Origin of the sequence: Pedobacter sp. KLB.chiD (assembly GCF_047040275.1) — a bacterium.
Classification (GTDB): domain Bacteria; phylum Bacteroidota; class Bacteroidia; order Sphingobacteriales; family Sphingobacteriaceae; genus Pedobacter.
This window is the reverse complement of record NZ_CP178207.1, coordinates 971,159-992,328: the sequence shown is the minus strand read 5'-3', so window position 1 is coordinate 992,328 and position 21,170 is coordinate 971,159. Positions and strand designations below refer to the sequence as shown.

Here is a 21,170-nt window from a genome sequence, read left to right as displayed (position 1 = left end):
TATATGGTAAGAAAAAACATCGTTCATGAAAACAGCGGACAATATTACAATCATCATTAATATCACAGCTGACGGTAGTCAGAAAAGTAAAGAAATCCTAAGTCATTATCTCTATCCCATAATATCGGAACACCCAAAAATGATCTTCAATCCGGAAAACATCAATCAGGTATTAATGGAAAAATTTAACCTTTCGGAACGAGAACGTCAGGTTCTTAACGGAATGATAAGAGGGTTGCAGAATAATGAAATTGCAGATCAGTTATTTATTTCCGTCAGCACAGTTAAATACCATTCCAGAAAAATTTTTGAAAAGCTTAATATTAGTAACAGGAACCAAATCATTAACCGGATACATGATATCTAAGGTGATGCAGCCGATCCGGACTTTCACAAATGCCTGCCGTTCTGAAGGTAATAAAGAACTGAAAAATTAGCCACATCAATATATAACCGAAGCCGATCTTTCACATCAAAGGTAAAAACGTTTAACTTGCGGTTAAAACACGATGCATTACTATTGTTGTTTGATAACATCAATAACAAAATTTTACAATTTGAACCCGATCAAACCGCATTTACAAAAGATAACTGTTTTATTATCATTGATAGGATTCTGCTATATACCATTGCGCATGTTTGTTCAATCGCAACAGTTGGTAGAGATCAATGGAAGAATACACAATGTTAACGCTTCCAAAACCAGAATACCATACTTCTCTTTTCAAATTGAGGGAAAACCTGGTACTTTTTATAACCCGGGCAATGGTTCGCTTTCATTATTTAAAACGAGGATAATTGATGCAGGACAGCCTATTAGTTTTAAGATCAGGAAAGCGGATCTACCAAAGATAAATGCGGACAACAGGTTATTATATTTCGCTTATAACGGACATGATCTGTGGATCGATTTATATTACAGTATCGTTAGACCTGATTTCATCACGCAATTTGGCTATCTAACATATTTCTTTTTATTGGGTGTTGCGAATCTGATTTGTATTTACCGCCATAGGCAAACCAGGCTTTTTACCAAGTTGTTCATGGGGTCGGGGATATTTTTCTTTATGATGATGTTGTTGTAAGAAAAAATCAACAGTAACACACTTGGTTAGTTTCCCCATAACAAGCCTGGTGGTAAAGCCCGCTAAATTTCTAAAACAGAAGCGAATCATCGTAAATCCAGAAAGCTTTAGTAAGCCTGGCTGCGCTCTTGAGTTGAATATCGTGTCGAGTTACTGTCTTTTATATAATTAAATGGCTTGTGAAATATAATTTAAGGCATAATTTCGCCGGCTATCATGATGAAACATTACTGCCAGTGCTAAAAACCATGGGCATCAGTATTTTTATGGATGTGCAAAAAGCAAATGAAACACCCGATGATGGGATGAAAGCAATAAAACTAGGCATTCAGGGATTACAGACCGATCACCCAAAGTCATTAATCGACTATCTTCGGGCACATAAAATAAGAGCGGGGATATAAAAAATTTTATAGATTGAAGATAAATCTTACTGCCGGAATTATCTTCAATTCATAACTTACTAAAGATCAAAATCCGTTCGCAGGTATCGGCATGTTAAAAAAATCTTTGCTCGCTCCAGAGAGCTTTTATTGTACGCAGAAATTGCAAAATTATTCCGGAAAGCCGTTTAAAAAAAGGCTGACTGAAATGATCAGAACGATTAAAGAGTTGAGGGCTTGGGTTTATTAGTTTTCTCTCAACCAACGTTTAGCCTCCTCTATGTCATAAAAAAAACGAACATTAGCTTTCCCGTCCGACACATCGAAACTTTTCTGTGCGGCAAGTTGAGCAAAGATACTTGGAGATAAGATCCAGGCAAAATTCTGAAGACCTGCTCCGGTCATCATCGGAAACCAAACCTTTCCTGCCCAGTCCGATGCCTCCGACCAATTACCAAGTACTTCTCTATTATCATTAAGTACTTTTTTAAGTCCTGATGACCTCAGCAATTCTACCATCTTAAGCCCCCCATTTTGCACACTTTTAAAATTATGATGTCCGGTCCAATTTGCCTCCATCCAGCCTTGCTGATCGTTACAACTAATGGTAAGGTATTCATTGCTGTAGTTCTGCCCTTTAGTAACCGGGTCCTTTATAACCACTGTTTCTTTCAACGGAACACGTATATAAACTGTAGTCCCTACTCCAAGCTCACTTTCAATCCAGAATGTACCTTGATGAGCTTTAATGATTTCGGAAGAAATAAAAAGCCCAAGGCCAAGTCCGCCAAAGCGCTCCGCAGCATTATCCGATCGGTAATAACGGTCAAAAAGCTTTTCGAGTTCCCGACTATCAATACCTATACCATGATCTTCTACAGCGATAATAATCGATTCCTGTTCAACTTTGAACGTAACATTTACCACATCTGCATTAGGGGAATATTTTACGGCATTACTAAGTAAATTATCAATTACCTGTTCCATTCTGAAACGGTCAGCACATACATTGATTTGTTCGGTTCCACTCCAGATGATCCGATGGGTATTAACGCTTAGCTGAAGGTTTTCGCAGCATTCCTGAATCAGCTGGTCTAGGTTGAAAGTGGTTTTGTTAAACTGGAGCTTACCTGCATTGATCTTGCTCACATCCAGCAAATCATTAATCAGGCTCTCGAGTTTAGTTGTAGCCACATCTACTTTTTGTAAATAAGATTTTGCCCGCTCAAGATCGTTCGTTCTGGCAAGCAGCTGGTTAAATGCCTTAATACTGGTTAATGGTGTTTTTAATTCGTGCGAAGCGATAGAAATAAATTCATCCCGCTGCTCCTGCCCTTTCTTTTGCAGATCTATATTGGTATTCGAACCAATCCATAATATAACCTCACCATTTTCCAAGATCGGCACGGCCCGGCCCAGATGCCAGAGATATTGACCATCTGCCATTTTCAATCTGAACTGAACCTGGTATTCGGTACCCTTACTAAGGGAAAGCATCCATACCCTGGTACATTCCTGCAAGTCATCAGGATGAACATAGTGTTGCCACCCAATACCAAAACGAGAATCCGTATCAAGTGCAAAATCACGGATGATCACCCCATTAACATAATCAATAGTGCCATCAGCTTTGGCTGTCCATACTTGTTGCGGAAGGGTATCCAGAAGCTTCGACAGATGCAGTTTCTCCTTCCTGACGATAGTGATATCCCTAAAAATAACCAAAAGCCTAATCTCAGAAGCATTGTCGAAGATTTCCGGAATGATCTGAAATGAATAATAGTGGCTTTGCTGCATGTTCACTTCCAGCTCTCCGGCAATACTTTTCCTTGTTGAAAGCGCCTGTTTCAATTCATTCCAGATTCGTTTGCTCAACGATTGAACATCGGAATCAGCAAACTGCGGAATTTTACTGATATCCCGGTTGATATAGATACAATCCAGGTTTTCATCAAAACGCATGATCACATCCGGAAGGTTTTCGGCCAAAGCCTTATATTCTGTCTCGCTGGCCTTAAGCTCACGAAAAATACTTGCCATAGGCTTCTCAAAGGCCATTTGTACATTAGCCTTGTAAATCAAAAAGAAAGAAATCAGCTTACCATAATGCCCCCATTCATTTAAAGGGCCATAGTTTGATGTATAAGTAGCAAAGCAACATTCACTCAGGATGGCCGCTATGATAGAACCAGAAAGAAGTTGGTAAGTCTTTTGATCGAAATTAGCCCTTCCTCTGTAAAGCAGAAACAAGCTTCCCAACAACAGTAAAATAATGATGTACTCACATACCACCTTGAAAAGGGTCTGACCAACTCCGGGCACAAAACAAAGCGGAAATATCTTCCATACCAGAATACTTGCCGCAATAAGTGAAGACACTACAAAATATAAAAGGAAAATGAGCTCAGTATTCACTTTTCGTTTGCGACCAATCATTAAAAAACCGCCTAAAAAGATCATTGCCTCCATACCACGTGTGGCCACCCAGAACTGGTTGGCAGGATATCCGGGTAAGGGGATTATATTCATCCCCTTATAACTCAATGTATGTAATAAATCCAGCGCACCAATAAACAGATAGGAAATCCCCACAACATGCAGGTATTTATTATCCTGCATTTTCCTTGAATTCCACGCAACAATAAACACTGCGAAAGCTATTACGATGGAAAAAAGCTCAACCAAAGTATGGAAAAGTATGTAGCCAAACCTTTTACTGTAAACAAAAATTAACATCAGACAAATAATGCCAAATGCGGTACGATAGTAACGGTTGAAAAGAGAGGTGATATTTTGCAAGGATATAAATAATCTAACAGCAAATATAGGCTATTGAGAAGTGTTATGGAAATAACAACTGAGAAATTGATCTGATCAAAATTTTAATCTGCTTTATGAAAAAATCAGTTAAAAAAGAAAAGCTGGGCCGGAGACAAGCGCTTTTTCATGTCAATCCTGGTAAAGGCCAGAGGATGCGGCTTTAATGATCAAAGCAATTTTTTACCATTAATATTTACGTGATTACAGAAATCTGGCCTGCACTGCATAAATAGCTGCATGGGGGTAACTGGCCACAGATCTTTGGCTGGTCAAGATGACGGGCCTGCCGGCAGTTAAGGTCTCAAGCATTTACCTGGCGGAGCCATTAAGCGGGCTGATTTTAATCCGTATAGCTATTTTGCTCCCAAGCCTGAATCGCCAGAACAGCCTTATAAGCATCGCTATTTTTTTTTCACACCACGCATCTTCAAACTTACATTTTTATAGTAAGCAAACTATTAAACTGTTTTTGATGTTAACCTACAATACAGAAATTATGGAAGACAACACAAACAAAAAAGAGCAGCAAGAAGAACACCTGAATGATCAGGAAAAGCTTGCCCAGGCCGCATTGGGGAACACCGAAGCAATTCAGCCCTCAACAGACAACAACAACGATACCCCAACCATCCCCGAGATCTCGGGAACCGGAAGCAATCCATCATCTGCCGCACCGCATTCGCTTATTGTACGCGAGGATGAAAATGGAGAAAAAAAGTATGAAGAAGGTAGCACTGAAACTTCTACGGAGAAAAAAAAATAATACTGGCATTTCACTCCCGACCACACATTTCAGTTAACCAGATCGGAAACATAACGTAATCAATATTGATAACTGGACGAAATATCTTTATTTTGGAAGACGATCCCCGCATGGCTAATATTATTGAAACAGGAAGGAACTTTGCGGTTAAACATTTAAAAAAATACTTTTCAATAGTTGGTGATGAATGCAAATGCGAATTACCAGATGTGATCAAAGGCTGTTCAATATAAAAAATAGGGAATCTAATCCTTTGATATTCATACATTGGCAATGAAAATACCAGGCAGATCAACTTTGAAAATATTACATTAAACTTTATAAGGCGACTTTAAACTGATTCACACCAAAACAAATCTCAATATGCAGGATATCGACTGGACCAAAATAATGGTGGGCGAAGAAAAGTGGGGATTTCTCATCGAGATTGCCATACGCACCATATTGATGTACTTCATCATATTAATCGGGCTAAGGCTTCTGGGCAAGCGCGGTGTAGGACAGTTATCGGTATTTGAAATGGTGGTCATCATCAGTCTGGGCTCCGCAGCAGGAGATCCGATGTTTTATAAGGAAATCGGGCTCATGGTACCGTTAGCCATTTTCGCCATCATTGTGGGTGCCTACAGGCTTACCACCTATCTAATGGCCAAAAGCAAGCGATTTGACGACCTGGTTGAAGGCAAAGCTACCTACATCATTGAAGAGGGCATGTTTTCCGTTCATGAATTCCGGAAGGAAGCCCTTGCCCAGGACGAATTCTTTTCGGAACTGCGGCAACAGGGCGTTTCCCATCTCGGCCAGGTTAAAACGGCCATACTGGAAACATCCGGCTGCGTAAGCATCTTCTTTTTTTCAGATGAAGAGGTGCAGCCAGGCCTGCCGATTATGCCCAAAGAATTTGCAAAAGCGTCCAGAATAGTTGACCGCGAAGGGATTTATGCCTGTAGCTTCTGTGGAAAAGTCCACCAAATTGGTGAAGGACAAAAAGCCGAATGCACCAGTTGCGAACATGATGAGTGGGTAAAAGCAGACGAAGGACCAAGGGTAAAATAACTTAGGGAAGGGAACCGTTATCAAAATCGCAAACAAATATATCCCCTAGCTGACATACTTTACCGTGTTTTAATTCGGTCAATTATTGAAATCCTCTGCTAATGACTTTGAAACAAGATCTGGCATAAATAATTTCAATTAAACATCAATTGCTTTGAAAGTTAACAGCAAAAGCGGGTAAGTTTAGGTTGCAAAATAGCCTTTCACTCAACAAAAAACCCCTCTAAGCATTCCTTAAAGGGGTTTAAAGCAGTGGGCCCACCTGGGCTCGAACCAGGGACCAAAAGATTATGAGTCTTCTACTCTAACCAGCTGAGCTATAGGCCCGGAAAAAAGGTATTCCTTTTTTTGAGAGTGCAATGTTACAAATTTGAATTGAAATTAAGAAAATGTTTTCTGCATTTTTTCATAAAAAAGAAGAATACAAACTCATTTTCAAGCGCTTAATTTTAATCATGATAATAACACTTTCCACGCCTACCTCTAAAATGTGGATAAAACACCCTTTAACCTGTCTTAAAATCAATTCCCAATAGGTTAATTTTGTAATTGATATGAATACGCCTGACCTGGACAACCAACTTCTTTTAGATTTTTTAACTACCACCAATCAGCCTGTTTTTTTAACCGGCAAAGCCGGAACGGGTAAAACTACCCTTCTTCGAAAAATCAGGGATACCACCAAAAAGAATTTCGCCATTGTTGCACCTACTGCTGTTGCAGCCATAAATGCCGGTGGTGTTACGCTCCACTCCTTTTTTCAGATTCCTTTCGGGCCATTGGTTCCCGTTGTTGATGAATATGCAGAAACCAATTTTAAATATTCAGATGAAAAAACAAGACTCTTACGCTGCCTTGATCTGTTGATCATTGATGAAATTAGTATGGTCAGGGCTGATCTGATTGATTTTATCGACCGGACTTTAAAACGTGTTAAAGGCTCTAATCGTCCTTTTGGTGGTGTGCAGGTATTAATGATTGGTGATCTTTACCAGCTTTCGCCTATTTTTCACGATGCCTGGCACATTTTGAGCAGTTATTATTCCAGCCCTTACTTTTTCGATAGCCTGATTTTCACGTCTACGCCGATGCTGACGTTCACTTTGGACAAAGTTTATCGTCAGTCGGACCCTATATTTCTTGATATTTTGAACGGCATGCGTGAAAATAACCTGGATGCGGACCTTCTTGCCAAACTGAATGAACGTTACGATCCCTCTTTAGATCAGGAATGGAAAGATGATTACATTACCCTTACCACGCACAACCAATTGGTTAACGAAATTAACGAAGGCTGTTTAGCAAAATTGCCAGGAGAAATTTTCGAATTCAACGCAGAGGTAAGTGGCGATTTCCCTAAAGATGCCTATCCTACCGACGAAAAACTTCAGTTAAAGCTTGGCGCACAGGTTATCTTTATTAAAAATGATTCTTCCGGTAAAAAACTGTTCTACAACGGAAAAGCGGCTAAAATTACCGCAATCAGTCAAGATTTGATAAAAGTAACGTTTACCAATGGTGGCAGGGAAATCGAAGTAGAAAAAGAAATCTGGCAGAATGTTAAATATAGCCTTAGCGATAAGGAAAATAAAATCGATGAAACCAGCACCGGATCATTCTCGCAATATCCATTTAAGCTGGCATGGGCCATCACCGTGCATAAAAGCCAGGGATTAACTTTTGATCAGGCAATAGTGGACGTGAGTACCGCATTTACCCACGGACAGGCCTACGTAGCGCTGAGCCGTTGCAGAAGCCTGGAAGGACTTATCCTGAAATCGCCTGTAATGGCTGAAAATATCATTACCGATGCCAAGGTGATCAGTTTCTCGAAAGCTGCTCATCAGGATAAACCTACTCCAGAATTGCTAGCGCGATATACACAGCAATATACCTGGGGCTTGATCCACGAACTTCTGGATTTCTCGCTGGTGGCCAAAGACTGGGAAAAACTCGGGCGCTCCAAACTGATCGATAAAGATGAGCTCAATGCCTTTTTATCTATCTACGAACAGGGAAACCAGATTTTTCAGCATGAGATCTTTAAGGTAGCCAAAAATTTTATTGCAAAGGAATTTTCAAAAATCGATACTGATCAAAATCCGGCTGATGAACATGCTTTTATGGACCGTTTGCAAAAAGCATCTGATTATTTTGTTCCAAAACTGGAACAGCTCACTGCCTTAACGGCTAAAATTGTATCGATCAACTTTTATAATGATACACACTCCGATAAACTGCTTACGGTATTAAACAATTGTAATGATGCACTTCAGATCAAATTAGCACTGTTTAAAATTTCGTGGAATCCTTTTTCAATCAAAGATTATATCCATACTTTACACGCAGCTGGCAATAAACCGCAAGAGAAAAAACCAGTAAAAACGAGTATTAAACCAAAAGAAATTTCCAATCCTCAGGTATACAAAAACTTGATCGAATGGCGCAAAACAATCGCACAGCAGCGTAACACTCAGGATCATGCCGTGCTTTCTGATTTAGCACTACTTTCTATTGCCGAAAAATTGCCAAGAACGACTGATCAGTTGGCTGCACTGAAAAGTGTAGGTATTGGTAATGCAAAAGAACTTGGCCAACAGATTACCCGCATTGTAAATGCACATTTGGGCACCAGCGAGTTATTTTAAAAAAATTTAGTTCTTAACACTTTTTTTAATACTTTCGCAGCCCCATTTTAGCCCGCCAACCCACAGCATAATAAACCATGAGTAAGTTTTTATACGGAATCGATTTTGGCACGACCAATTCGGCACTTTCCATTTATGATGAAGAAAAGAAGGAAATTGTAGACACCATTTCTATACCGTCGTTAATTTACTTTACTGAAGTAAAAAGTCTTGTTGATGGCGAAAGTCATATCGTTGGCGAAAAAGCAATAGCTGCCTATTTAAGCGACGGCATGAAAGGCCGTTTCATTAAATCCATCAAACAGATACTGTCCAGAACCACTTTTACAGAAACCCGGATCCATAATAAAAGATATACCGCTTCTGACCTGGTCACTTTAATCCTTAAAGATTTAAAAAGCAAGGCCGACCAGATTATTGGTAAAGAATGTAACAAGGCCGTCATAGGTCGTCCGGTTTTTTTTGATGATGACAATACGATGAAAGATACCCTGGCACAAACCAGGTTAAAAAAAGCAGCAGAAAGTGCTGGCTTTACCGATGTCCGTTTTCAGTTTGAACCTATTGGAGCAGCTTTTGCCTACGAAAAAACCATTACCCAAAAAGAGCGTGTTTTGGTAGCCGATCTGGGCGGAGGAACAACAGATTTCACCTATTTGATCCTCGATCCGGACAAGGTTGGCAACAAAGACCGTAAAAACGACATGATTGCCTCTGGTGGCATCTATATCGGTGGCGATAGTCTTGATTCAGCATTTATGTGGGACAGAGGCACACCTTATTTTGGGAAAAATACCTTGTACGAGGCCACACCTGGCAAGGTGTTAAATGTGCCAAAATCGCTTTTTGCAAACATCTGTACCTGGGATAAAATGAATTTCTTTAACGGTCTGAAAATTCAAAAAGAAATAGAAGAATATTATTATTACTCTGGAAACGATCCGAAATTCAAAAACCTGATTACCCTGATCGAAAATAACCTGGGTTATTCCTTGTTCAGATCCATAGAAAAAACCAAGATTGAGCTCTCTGATCAACCGGAGTCTACATTCGCCTATCACAATATGGAAATCGAGATTGATGAAAATATTTCGCTCCAACAGTACAATTCCATCATCGAAAAAGACATTAATAAAATAGATACCTATCTGGACCGTTTTATGGAAACATACAAAATCAGCCCGACAGATATTGACTGTTTGTTTTTAACCGGAGGTACATCAATGGTATCTGCCGTGCAACACTTGTTTAAATCGAAATTTCCGCACATTCCGTTGAACTCCGGCGATAATTTTAAAAGTGTAGCCAAAGGACTGGCCTACAGCGGCTATCTGTTTGAAAACTAATAAAAAGTAAAGGCTACTGCATGGAATCAACAGCAGCAGAATCGATTTATATGATGGCAGACCTAAAAGATTTTTTTATATAGAGAGATCCTGAATTTTGCGAAAATGTGTAATCGGAAGACAGGAAGAAAAGTAGTATTTTGTAAAGACCGTGCACTCCATGTATAAATATTTTCAGGAAATGAGCATTCAGTAGTTCTTGGCATTTCCAGCCCTGCTTTGCGCTTTACTCCGTTGCACTCCGTGTTCGCTTCAATCAGGTTTAGGCACAGGTGGAAGTGCATATACAACCCAAAGAATGAAAAGCTGCAAATGCCATTTAGCCCCCTGCCCGTTGCAGTTGGGCGAATGCGGCATTTACCAGCAGCGATGAGTTAAGAGGCAGCAAAGCGTCTAAACAGAAAACGGAAAGAAATTCAGCACTTTGTATTAACCTTGCGTTTCCTAAAAATAGTTTAAAATATGGATTAAACAGGGTTCAGTTCTTTCAGCCTCTATGAGTTGAGCTACTTCATCAAACAAATTTCACTTAAGAATCTATAGTTGTACACTTTCCGGAATATTTCGACTTCCTCAACCTGAACGATTTTTTTAACGGACTGCGGATGACTAAATTTGTTGTTTTTCCCTCATAACACAGCTCAGCAGCGGATGTAAACACTAAAATACAACTATGTAACAGATTTAGGAATATTTCTTTTTCTTTATCGATAGATTTTATAATTTAGCAAACATAATTGGTGCGGCTGAAAAAATAGGAACAGTAAGCAAAACTTTACGCGTTAGGCGAGGAACAATTAATGTGGTGAGGTGTGGAATACCTGTTTTCTAGAAGAGATCAAATCAAACTGATGAACGTTTCTTGGCAGACGCACCAATTTTTGATTTCAATTAAGGCTTGAACGGGAAAACTGAAGTACCGACATGCCTTTATACCGTTTAAAACTGGTGTTAAAGGAAGTTGTTTGTCCAAAACCCAATAATTCGGCTATTTCATCAATGGTATAATCACTATGAAGCAATAATTCTTCAGCTTCGCGCATAATGCGGTCTTTAATGAGCACAGCGAAACTTTTTCCAAGCACCCGATCTAAAAATTTATTTAACTTGCCAGGACTCATTCCCATGCCTTCGGCATAAAACTGAATGGATCTTTCCTGCTTGTAAAATTGTTCTAAAATTGCCCTGAATCTCAGTACGTGCTGTAAATCATCTAAAGTTAAAGCAGCAAGATAGCCATCCAGGCCAGCTGTAAAGCCCAAAAATAATGATAAATATTGAGCTAAAAAGGGCATATCCCTTTTATGATCAATTTCCTTTCTTAGCTGATCGAGTAAACCATACGTTTTAACTGAATTTTGTGGGTCAAGATCCCTGAAAGATAAATTTAAAAACAGATTTTTAGCTTGCGGATCTAAGTGCTGCTGTAAAAACTCCGCATACAATAAACTACTAAAACTCAGCCAATAGCCTAAAGTGATTTCTCCATCAAGCCTAACAAGACCTTCTTCAGGAATAAAAAAAATCCGACCTTTTACAAGAGAATAATCGCCTGAATTCATGCGTAAAAAACCTTTTCCCTCACATACAATCAGCATGCGCATAGGGTATGTGGCCTGTAGTGCACGCTCTTTGTGAAAAAAACCGCTAATTGGCTCCAGCTGTATCATAAAGTTTTAAGGATAAACAACCATAAGACCAAATTTATTCACTTTGGTTACAGGTTGTTAAAATAAATTATGATAATCAGGTATCAATCTTGATGCAATAGCGGTAAAGTAAATCCGTTCATTAAGTAGTTTAGACCGTCCTGCTTAATTCTTTTCAGTCCAAAAAATGATTAACTTTTAAATTTTGTTGTTATTAGCAACAATTGCTTTCAAAAATATTTTAATTCCTGTTATGCAGATAGCACAGTTACCTTAGTGGCCTCAATACCATGTGGTGTAAATTCAATATCAAACTGAACAATGTTACTGGTTTTTATGGCGTCAATTACACCATGGGCAAAAACACTCACTTCTCTCCCTCCATTTGATGGTATGATACTCCCAATCCCTTCTTCCTGGTTATAAAATTTTACAGTACCTAATCTCATCGAATTATTGAATCTTTTTAACATAAACCGCATTAAGACCTTTTTTCCCCTGCGCTACCTCAAATTCTACCCGATCATGCTGACTTATTTTATCGGTTAAGCCGGTAGCATGAACAAAAACTTCTTCTCCGCTCTCCGTTGTAATGAAACCAAAACCTTTAGATTCATTGTAAAATTTAACTGTTCCCTGCATTTTTTTATTTGGAATTTTATTCCATAAACATACAAAATGCCTAAAAGTTTTGGTGATTAAATAGATTTTCGTAACTGATCAATAGATCAGGCTATGAATGGTGATGATTTAGTGATCAGCCTTTATGATGCGAACGAATAAAAAGACATATAAAATTCCCTTCGAAAAATAATTAGCAGAAGCTTAGTGGAATTAAACTGATAAATAAGCATATTAACCAATGTCGAAACATCTATTGGCACATCAAAATATTGTCTGCATTCAATTCGGCATAATTCAGCAATTCCGCATTTTACCTTATTGATAATGCCAGAAAATAAGATCAATTCTATTTGGATATGGAATTTAGCGAACTGCCAAAAGGAGCAATAATATGCTCCAATTTTTCTTTAGAATCGACTAACTCTTTTTACCACTAAAAATCACAAAGAAAACACTAAAACCACCTAAGAGGAAAACTACCCCAAGAATAAAATTAACTTTATCGTTCATACCGTAATTTACAGATTTAAATTACAATGACAATAGACTGACATAAAATAAACTCAAAAAACAACCTTTGGTTGTTCGATTTTTAAATTTAGCGGATTCTTCCTGCAGCTTTTAAGAAATCATGAGATGGAATAAACTGATAATCAATAGACTTTTAGTTTTCAAACAGCGATAACTATATCGATCATCAAGTTATTTATCCATATCTATATTAATACCTTTCGCATAAATTTTGATACAATACGTTAGGCTATAAAACTATATCCTATATTTATTGAAAATCCTTTAACCAAATAGATGAAAACAACATTTACCTTCTTAATATCTGCTATTGCACTTATTTTTATATCGGCAACAACATTAAACAAAAACGTTTACCAGAACAAGACTTTCGATTTCTTTCCTAAACAGCATATAGATACACCAGACCAGGATCGCTTTGTGAAAGTTACCCTGGCGCAGGGCGAGTTTACAGAACCTACCGAAATGACAATACTTCCCAATCTGGATATTTTAGTTGCCCAGCGCAGAGGTGAGGTATTGATTTATAAAAACCAGACCAAAAAAATAAAAGAAGCTGGCAAGCTCGATGTCTATTTCAAAACCAATACCCCAAATGTAAATGCAGAGGAAGGTTTATTGGGTATGGCTGCAGACCCAAAATTTGCGGTAAATCAATACATTTATCTTTTTTATAGTCCATTTGACAAATCTGTAAACCGTCTGTCGAGATTTAAGTTGGTTAACGATCAGATCGTTAAAGAATCAGAAAAAATTGTGCTGGAATTCTATTCTCAACGCGAAATATGCTGTCATACCGGCGGCTCTATTGCCTTTGGATCAGACAACCTGCTTTACGTATCAACAGGTGATAACTCTACCCCATTTGATGCACCAAAACAGCAATATGTAAATAAAGGTTATGCCCCCCTTGATAACAGGAAAGGATTTGAACAATACGACTCCAGAAGATCGGCAGGTAATACCAACGATTTAAGGGGCAAAATATTGAGGATTAAAGTAAATGAAGATGGAACCTATAGTATTCCTGATGGTAACCTTTTCCCTAAAGACAATCCAAAAACCAGACCCGAGATTTATGTAATGGGCAACAGAAATCCTTACCGCATTTCTGTTGATCAGAAAACCAACTTTTTGTACTGGGGCGAGGTTGGCCCCGATGCCACCAACGATGATCCGCTTAGGGGGCCAAGGGGTTACGATGAGGTAAACCAGGCACGTAAAGCAGGTAATTTTGGCTGGCCCCTATTTATAGGCAACAACTATCCATATCGGGCTTATGATTATACCAATGGAGCAAACGGGAATGCATTCGATCCTGCATCGCCGATAAATAACTCGCCAAACAATACGGGTCTGGAACAACTTCCGCCTGCTCAACCAGCCTATATCTGGTATCCTTATGGCGAATCCAAAGAGTTTCCGCAGGTGGGTGCAGGTGGCCGTACTGCAATGGCTGGTCCGGTATATTATGCCAACGCCAACTCACCTTACCCAACTTATTATAATGGAAAGCTGATTATTTACGAATGGGTACGTGGATGGGTTAAAGCGGTAACCATGAATGCACAGGGCGATTACCTGAGTATGGAGCCGTTGATGTCTAATGTTTCTTTAGCCGCACCTATTGATATGGAGTTGGGGCCTGATGGAAAATTATATATTTTGGAGTATGGCAAAGGCTGGTTTTCCAAAAACCCTGATGCTGCAATTACCAGAATTGATTACCTGAAAGGCAACCGTCCACCGGCTATTGAACGCCTTAGTATTGCCAAACCCAGTGGTTTATTACCTTATAAAATGACAGCAACTGTTACGGCTAAAGATCCTGATGGCGATCCCTTAAAATATGTATGGAACTTCGGAAAGGGAATAACCAAAACCACCAATACGCCAACAGTAACTTATACTTTTACTAAAAAAGGCGAATATCCTGTAAGTGTTACCGTGATAGACAACAGTAAAGCTTCGGCAAAAAGCCAGGTGATAACTGTTTATGCAGGCAACGAACATCCAACTGTAACCATTAACCTGGCTGGAAACAAGAGCTTTTATTTTCCCGATAAAACCATTGATTATAAAGTTTTAGTAAGTGATAAAGGTGCGAAGGTAAATACTGACCGTATTTATATCTCAAACACCTATACCGAAGGAATTGATTTAGCTGGGGCAGAATTAGGACACCAACAGGCCGCACAAACACTAATCGGCAAATCACTGATGCTGAAATCGGATTGCAGTACCTGCCATAAAGAATCAGCTGTTTCTATCGGCCCTGCTTTTAACAAAATTGCAGCAAAATATAAAAACGACAATAAAGCCGTTGATTACCTGGCTTCAAAAGTAATTGGTGGCAGCCACGGCGTGTGGGGAGAAGTACCAATGCCTGCACACCCAGCCATGAAAGAAGCTGAAGTGAAAAAAATTACAGAGTGGATTATGTCTTTAAGCAACAAAGAAGCCGTTAAAGCCTCATTACCAACTTCAGGAAAAATTGTTCCTACAGCAGCTAAAGATAAAAAGAAAACGGTATTTACTTTAAAAGCAACCTATACCGATGCCGGTGGTGCAGGTTTAAAACCTTTAACCACAACAAAAGTGATCAACCTCAAAAGCAATATCATTGATGCAGACGACATTAAAAACTTTGAAGGTTTTGAACGTAAAGATATTTATGGCGGCGAAAAACTCGTTCTCACCAGGGCTAATGGTTGGATAGCTATTAAAAATGTCGATTTAACCGGCATTTCAGGTTTTAGCTATTCATTCCTGAACCTTGATCCTGATTCGGAAGGAGAAATTGAAATCAGATTGGACGATAGTAAAGGAATCATGATCGGGAAATCTAATTTTAGAAAAAGTGTACCGATCCAAATGATTTCAGACGGAAAATCTCATGATATCTATTTTGTATTTAAAACATTAAAAACGGGCGGTAAAAAGAACCGGACCATAATCCAGTCGGTTACGGTAGAGCCTAAATAGGCCTGGAGATAAAATTTTTCGTCATTCCCACCCGATAGCTATAGGGTGGGAATCTCCATGCACAATAAGGTTATTTGCACGTGTTAAGATTCCCGCCTGCGCGGGAATGACGACCGTTCTATCGGAGTATGCCTAATGCTGGCCTGTGAGAGAAGCTTTTAAACACCTTATCAGCTGTTTCGACGAGCACAACTTATCATTTAAAAGTGAATCTGAGCTTGTTGTTAACATCATTTGATAAAAAAACATGATTTAAGATCCATCATCTATATCTTTGCAGCAAATCAGGATAGCTACATGCAAAACATTAAAAACATTATTTTCGATTACGGGAATGTAATATTTGATATCGATTTCAGCATTGCCCAGGCTTCCTTTCAAAAATTGGGCATTACAGATATCGAAAACTTTTTTGCGCACAAAGCGCACAACCAATTATTTGATGATTTTGAAACCGGTGCCATTTCTCCGGCCCAGTTTAGAACAGGAATTAGAAATGCAGCAGGCAATCCGGCATTAACCGACCAGCAGATTGACGAGGCATGGAACAGCCTGTTAATTGGTACCATACAAGAAAACCACGATTTACTACTGAAAGTAAAAGAAAAATACCGTACTTTCCTATTGAGCAACAACAACGAAATCCACTACGATTGGATTATCAACTATCTGAAAACCACTTTCCAGATTAATAATTATGATGCTTATTTTGAGAAAGCCTATTTCTCTCAGCACATGAAACTGCGTAAACCCAATACCAATATTTTTGAACAGGTTTTAAAAGAAAATGACCTCAATCCGGCCGAAACCCTGTTTATTGATGATAGCCCACAGCATATCGAAGGTGCCAGAAAAGTAGGATTAAACGCATTATTAATGACTGAAAAACCAGCAAAACTGGGCTCATTTTTAAAAGCAAACGGAATTTTATAAATAAGTAGATGTCAGATAAAAAATTTAAGTCGCTTAAAGAGTTCTACCCGTTTTATCTATCAGAACATCGCAATACTACCTCGCGTGTTTTGCATTTTATCGGTACCGGTTTAGTTTGCCTGGCTTTCTTTACCGGATTTCTTTTTCACAATTGGCATTTCTTTTTGGCCATACCTGTACTGGGTTATGGATTTGCCTGGATTGGACATTTCTTTTTTGAGAAAAACAAACCTGCAACTTTTCAGTATCCGGTTTATAGTCTTGCGGGTGATTTTATTCTATTTTATGATTTGCTAACGGGCAAACAATCTTTTGTCGTGAAGAATTAATTTGGAGATATTTTCAGCGCATTGTCCTTTCAATCTAAACTCGATTGAAGCGGCATCCTTTTTGGCTGTCACCCTAAACGTAGACGAAGGGCAGCCAAAAGATACAGCGGAAAGCGAGGCTGCACCTCCCGAAGAACTACGGCACGCTCATTTCCAAAAAAACAAGTGATTAACGCAAGGGGTCGTCACCCTGAACCGAGCCTGAGCGAGCTCACCGAAGGTAATTTATTTCAGGGTCTTTTAACTTAATAGATTTAATAGATACTGAAACACCCGTCCGACCGGCCGGGCGGAAGTTCAGTATGACGGAATCATAGAAACAGTTGGCAATTTTCAATTCACAGTACTTCTTACCGTCAAAAACTGAAAACCGCCAACTGAATACAGCTAACTGAAAACTGAACTACAGTCTCCTTCTTTTCAATTCTCTTTCAATCAAACCTAACTCACGGCCTGTTTGCCCGGCCACTGAAGTATTTTCCTGCGCCCTTCTGAATAAATAAGGCATTACCGCTTTGATCGGTCCGTAAGGAACATATTTTGCTACATTATAATTCGAATCAGCCAGATTAAAACTTAAATTATCGCTCATCCCTAACAATTGGGCAAAGTATATATGAGGATGATTGTGCGTGATATTTTTTTCCTCCAAAAGGTAAGTTAATAAACGGCTGCTATCTTCATTATGCGTTCCGGCAACAATGGCAATATCATCAATATGATCAACACAATAACGTAACGATTCGTTATAATCGTGGTCTGAGGCTGCTTTATCAGGCTGAATTGGTGAAGGGTATCCCATTTCTGCAGCGCGCTTACGCTCCTTTTCCATGTAAGCACCACGCACCATTTTTACGCCCAGAATAAAACCATCCGCTTTGGCAATTAAATGATCGGCTTTCATATCGGCCAATTTATCATGACGATACATCTGGTAAGTGTTGTACACAATAATGCGCTCGCGGTTAAATTTACGCATCATATCCAACGCCAGTTCATCAATAGTATCCTGGATCCAGGTTTCTTCTGCATCAATCATGATGGGCACACCTCTATCATAAGCGGTTTTACAGATCATTTCGCAACGCAGTTTCACTTTTTCGTATTCTGCCTGTTCTGCAGCAGTTAAAGTTTCTTTGGCATCCAGTTTCTGCAATAGCGCAAAACGGCCGATACCTGTTATTTTGAAAACCGTAATCGGAATTTTGGCATCACCATCGGCACGCACAATGGTACGGATAATTTCGGCACAGGTTTCGTCAAAAACCTGCTCTTCTTCCTCCCCCTCTACCGAATAATCTAAAATGGTACCCACCCCACCTTTGTCCAATTGCGCAATGGCTTTGTCACATTCTGCAATGGTTTCACCGCCGCAGAACTGCTGAAAAATGGTTGCTTTGATCGCACCCTGAATCGGCAGGCCGATATTTAAAAAGAAGTTGGTAATAGCCGGACCAACTTTGGTCAGGAAATTGTTTCCGATCATTTTAAAAAGCCAGTATGCTTTTTTAAGCTCGTGGTTAGATTTTTGGCGGAAAGCAATTTCCGTATTATCGAAATTTGGCAGTTTCTTGGTGGATAAATCCATTTGTTACGATATAATAAGTCAGATTGGTGCAAAATTATAAAAAGCATTGGTTGTTAAAACTAAAAACCTTTAAATAATCGTATTTTTGCACAAAATGATACAATTTAAATTAGAGGGCGAATTTATTCCATTGATCCAACTGTTAAAAGCAAGTGGATTAGTTGGTAGTGGCGGTGATGCCCAAACCGTTGTTGAAGAGGGTTTGGTAAAAACCAACGGTGAGGTCGAATTCCGCAAACGTTATAAGGTTAGAGTTGGCGATATGATTACTTTTGGCGAAAATAAAATAGAAATTATTTAATGGAACCACTTACCAGCGCAGGCCATACGCTTTATTTTGAAAGCAATTTAGACGCTCTGAAAGCACTTTTAGCAAGCAACAAATACAGCAAAGTTTTTGTACTGGCTGATGAACATACGAGTGAAATATGCTTACCCCTTTTTCAATCCATCTTAGATTTTTCTGAATTCGACCTGATCGAAACTTCGGCAGGTGAAGAAAATAAAAACATCGATTTTTGCATTGGCATCTGGAAAACTTTACTGGATTTTGAAGCCGACCGTAAAAGCCTGATGATCAACCTTGGCGGAGGTGTAATCACTGATATGGGTGGCTTTATTGCCTCTACCTACAAGCGCGGAATAGATTTCATTAACATCCCTACCACCCTCCTTTCTCAGGTTGATGCCTCAGTGGGCGGTAAAACGGGAATTGATATCGACAACGTAAAAAACATGGTAGGCACCTTTACCCTTCCACAAATGGTTTTTATTGAAACTGCGTTTTTAAAAACACTGCCCGCACGCGAACTTTTGTCGGGTTTTGCCGAAATGATTAAACATGGTTTAATTTACGACAAACCTTATTACGAGAAATTAAAGGCAGGCAACTATTTAACGCCAGCGGCAGAAGATATTTACCGCTCAGTCGAAATTAAAAATGAGGTGGTAACCATTGATCCGCATGAGAAAAACCTGCGCAAGATTTTAAACTTCGGACATACCATCGGTCATGCCATTGAAGGTTATTCTCTGGCAAACGACGAAAACCCCTTAACACATGGCGAGGCCATTGCGATTGGTTTTGTATGCGAGGCCGCACTTTCAATTAATAACAGTACACTGAGTACAGAAGAATTGGAAGATATCAGCAGATACATCTTATCCTTATATCCTAAATATCACATTAAAAAAGAAAGTTACCCTACACTTTTGGATTTAATGAAAAGTGATAAAAAGAACGAAGATGGAAATATCCTTTTTTCTCTTTTGGAAAGCATAGGTAAATGCACGTTTAACTGCCGTGTAAGTACAACCGATATTTTAAGCAGTTTAGATTATTATAACAGTTTATAAAATGAAATATACCGGAAGTGATATTTCCGTGATCGGACTATTCAGCTTTGTAATCGTTTTAACCCTGGTTGAAATGTATTTCAGCTATCAGCATGACAGAAAATTATATACCAAACGCGATACCTGGACAAACATCTACCTGATGACGGCTGCCGTTGTGATTAATTTAGGCACCAAAACCTTTACATTTTTCTTATTGGCCTATTGCTACCAGTTCCGCTTGTTCCAGATTAACAATGTTTGGGCCTATTGGATTGTGCTGATTTTAGCGCAGGACTTTTTGTACTGGTTTTTGCACACCGTGGGTCATTACGTCCGCTTTTTCTGGGCCATGCATGTTACACACCATTCATCTGAACACTTTAACTTAACTACTGGTTTCCGTTCAACTGTTTTTGAGCCATTGTACCGTGTTTTCTTTTACCTGCCACTGGCTTTTATGGGCTTTACGGCGGTTGATATTCTTTTTGCCTATCTGGTTACCCAAATTTATGGCAACCTGGTTCATACCCAATACAACATCAAATTCCCGAAATGGTACGAGTATATTTTTGTAACACCATCTCATCACCGCGTACACCATGCCAGCAATGTACGTTATCTGGACAAAAACATGGGCATGGTATTAATCCTCTGGGACAGATGGTTTGGAACATTCCAGGCCGAATTACCAGAAGATAAAGTTAAGTATGGCTTAACTACCCAGCCTACCGATACCGGACCTGTAAACATTATTTTCCATGAGTTTATTGCTTTAACGGCAGACGTAAAAAAGGCTCCCACCTTTATGGATAAAGTGAAATACATTTTTAATCCACCCGGATGGAGCCACGATGGAAGTACAAAAATTGCCAAAATCATGCAACAGGAATTGCGTGAAGAGGAAAAGAAAAAGTATGAGGAACAGCAACGGTAAAAAATAAAAGCACTTAACGACCGTGGCGAGCTAAGTTCTGCAGGATAAAAATGAGCCAAGGTCTGTGTCTTCACAGACCTTTTTTGTGATATGTCCGATCTAATTTTGCCACTGATTATGCTCCATCAGACACCGTTTTGGAACTTTTTAATATCTCT

18 protein-coding genes and 1 tRNA gene are annotated in these 21,170 nt (G+C 39.1%); 13 read left to right on the top strand and 6 right to left on the bottom strand.

Annotation, left to right across the window (positions count from 1 at the left end; translation table 11 throughout):
- The first annotated feature begins 25 nt into the window (after positions 1 to 25).
- The 3 genes from ACK1I8_RS04325 to ACK1I8_RS04315 all read left to right on the top strand — a co-directional run bounded on the left by ACK1I8_RS04325 (position 26) and on the right by ACK1I8_RS04315 (position 1,489).
- Positions 26 to 367, top strand: a complete 342-nt coding sequence (locus ACK1I8_RS04325; protein WP_412468114.1) for a helix-turn-helix domain-containing protein — start codon at positions 26 to 28, stop codon at positions 365 to 367.
- A 268-nt stretch (positions 368 to 635) separates the two neighbouring features.
- Positions 636 to 1,085: a hypothetical protein gene (locus ACK1I8_RS04320; RefSeq protein WP_412468113.1), complete on the top strand. Its 450-nt coding sequence runs from the start codon at positions 636 to 638 to the stop codon at positions 1,083 to 1,085.
- A gap of 179 nt (positions 1,086 to 1,264) precedes the next feature.
- Positions 1,265 to 1,489, top strand: a complete 225-nt coding sequence (locus ACK1I8_RS04315; protein ID WP_412468112.1) for a hypothetical protein — start codon at positions 1,265 to 1,267, stop codon at positions 1,487 to 1,489.
- Between the two features lie 225 nt (positions 1,490 to 1,714).
- Here ACK1I8_RS04315 and ACK1I8_RS04310 read toward each other — a convergent pair whose 3' ends face one another.
- Positions 1,715 to 4,267 (bottom strand): MASE3 domain-containing protein, encoded by a 2,553-nt coding sequence (locus ACK1I8_RS04310; RefSeq protein ID WP_412468111.1) that lies wholly within the window; start codon positions 4,265 to 4,267, stop codon positions 1,715 to 1,717.
- Positions 4,268 to 4,760: 493 nt separating this feature from the next.
- On the opposite strand from ACK1I8_RS04310, the gene ACK1I8_RS04305 reads away from it, so the two are divergent.
- Positions 4,761 to 5,051, top strand: coding sequence for a hypothetical protein (locus tag ACK1I8_RS04305; RefSeq protein WP_412468110.1), 291 nt, complete (start codon positions 4,761 to 4,763; stop codon positions 5,049 to 5,051).
- Between the two features lie 363 nt (positions 5,052 to 5,414).
- Positions 5,415 to 6,107, top strand: a complete 693-nt coding sequence (locus ACK1I8_RS04300) for a DUF421 domain-containing protein (protein WP_412468109.1) — start codon at positions 5,415 to 5,417, stop codon at positions 6,105 to 6,107.
- Between the two features lie 253 nt (positions 6,108 to 6,360).
- On the opposite strand, the gene ACK1I8_RS04295 is transcribed toward ACK1I8_RS04300, so the two are convergent.
- Positions 6,361 to 6,434 (bottom strand) — tRNA-Ile (locus tag ACK1I8_RS04295).
- Between the two features lie 227 nt (positions 6,435 to 6,661).
- Here ACK1I8_RS04295 and ACK1I8_RS04290 point away from each other — a divergent pair.
- Positions 6,662 to 8,755, top strand: coding sequence for an HRDC domain-containing protein (locus ACK1I8_RS04290; protein ID WP_412468108.1), 2,094 nt, complete (start codon positions 6,662 to 6,664; stop codon positions 8,753 to 8,755).
- Positions 8,756 to 8,832: 77 nt separating this feature from the next.
- The gene (locus ACK1I8_RS04285) at positions 8,833 to 10,101 is read left to right on the top strand and encodes an Hsp70 family protein (protein WP_412468107.1); all 1,269 of its coding nucleotides are present in this window, start codon (positions 8,833 to 8,835) and stop codon (positions 10,099 to 10,101) included.
- Positions 10,102 to 10,988: 887 nt separating this feature from the next.
- On the opposite strand, the gene ACK1I8_RS04280 is transcribed toward ACK1I8_RS04285, so the two are convergent.
- The 3 genes from ACK1I8_RS04280 to ACK1I8_RS04270 all read right to left on the bottom strand — a co-directional run bounded on the left by ACK1I8_RS04280 (position 10,989) and on the right by ACK1I8_RS04270 (position 12,392).
- Entirely contained in the window at positions 10,989 to 11,771 is a 783-nt protein-coding gene (locus tag ACK1I8_RS04280) for a helix-turn-helix domain-containing protein (RefSeq protein WP_412468106.1), read from the bottom strand.
- 230 nt (positions 11,772 to 12,001) lie between these two features.
- Entirely contained in the window at positions 12,002 to 12,223 is a 222-nt protein-coding gene (locus tag ACK1I8_RS04275) for a cold-shock protein (protein ID WP_412468105.1), read from the bottom strand.
- Positions 12,204 to 12,392, bottom strand: a complete 189-nt coding sequence (locus ACK1I8_RS04270; RefSeq protein WP_412468104.1) for a cold-shock protein — start codon at positions 12,390 to 12,392, stop codon at positions 12,204 to 12,206. The genes ACK1I8_RS04275 and ACK1I8_RS04270 overlap by 20 nt, the downstream gene beginning before the upstream one ends.
- A gap of 789 nt (positions 12,393 to 13,181) precedes the next feature.
- Here ACK1I8_RS04270 and ACK1I8_RS04265 point away from each other — a divergent pair.
- The 3 genes from ACK1I8_RS04265 (at position 13,182) to ACK1I8_RS04255 (ending at position 17,152) form a co-directional block, all read left to right on the top strand.
- Positions 13,182 to 15,890, top strand: coding sequence for a PQQ-dependent sugar dehydrogenase (locus ACK1I8_RS04265; protein WP_412468103.1), 2,709 nt, complete (start codon positions 13,182 to 13,184; stop codon positions 15,888 to 15,890).
- Between the two features lie 297 nt (positions 15,891 to 16,187).
- Positions 16,188 to 16,823 (top strand): HAD family hydrolase, encoded by a 636-nt coding sequence (locus ACK1I8_RS04260; protein ID WP_412468102.1) that lies wholly within the window; start codon positions 16,188 to 16,190, stop codon positions 16,821 to 16,823.
- A gap of 8 nt (positions 16,824 to 16,831) precedes the next feature.
- The gene (locus ACK1I8_RS04255) at positions 16,832 to 17,152 is read left to right on the top strand and encodes an Mpo1-like protein (protein ID WP_412468101.1); all 321 of its coding nucleotides are present in this window, start codon (positions 16,832 to 16,834) and stop codon (positions 17,150 to 17,152) included.
- A gap of 403 nt (positions 17,153 to 17,555) precedes the next feature.
- Here ACK1I8_RS04255 and ACK1I8_RS04250 read toward each other — a convergent pair whose 3' ends face one another.
- Positions 17,556 to 18,740, bottom strand: coding sequence for a proline dehydrogenase family protein (locus ACK1I8_RS04250; protein ID WP_412468100.1), 1,185 nt, complete (start codon positions 18,738 to 18,740; stop codon positions 17,556 to 17,558).
- 94 nt (positions 18,741 to 18,834) lie between these two features.
- Between ACK1I8_RS04250 and ACK1I8_RS04245 the strand changes: the two genes are divergently transcribed.
- From ACK1I8_RS04245 to ACK1I8_RS04235, 3 genes are read left to right on the top strand one after another with little or no spacing between them, the layout of a single operon-like run.
- Complete coding sequence (locus tag ACK1I8_RS04245) at positions 18,835 to 19,041, top strand: RNA-binding S4 domain-containing protein (protein ID WP_412468099.1); 207 nt, start codon at positions 18,835 to 18,837, stop codon at positions 19,039 to 19,041.
- Complete coding sequence (gene aroB, locus ACK1I8_RS04240; protein ID WP_412468098.1) at positions 19,041 to 20,096, top strand: 3-dehydroquinate synthase; 1,056 nt, start codon at positions 19,041 to 19,043, stop codon at positions 20,094 to 20,096. Before ACK1I8_RS04245 ends, aroB begins: the two co-directional genes overlap by 1 nt.
- 1 nt (position 20,097) lies before the next feature.
- Positions 20,098 to 21,012, top strand: coding sequence for a sterol desaturase family protein (locus tag ACK1I8_RS04235; RefSeq protein ID WP_412468097.1), 915 nt, complete (start codon positions 20,098 to 20,100; stop codon positions 21,010 to 21,012).
- Positions 21,013 to 21,170: the final 158 nt, after the last annotated feature.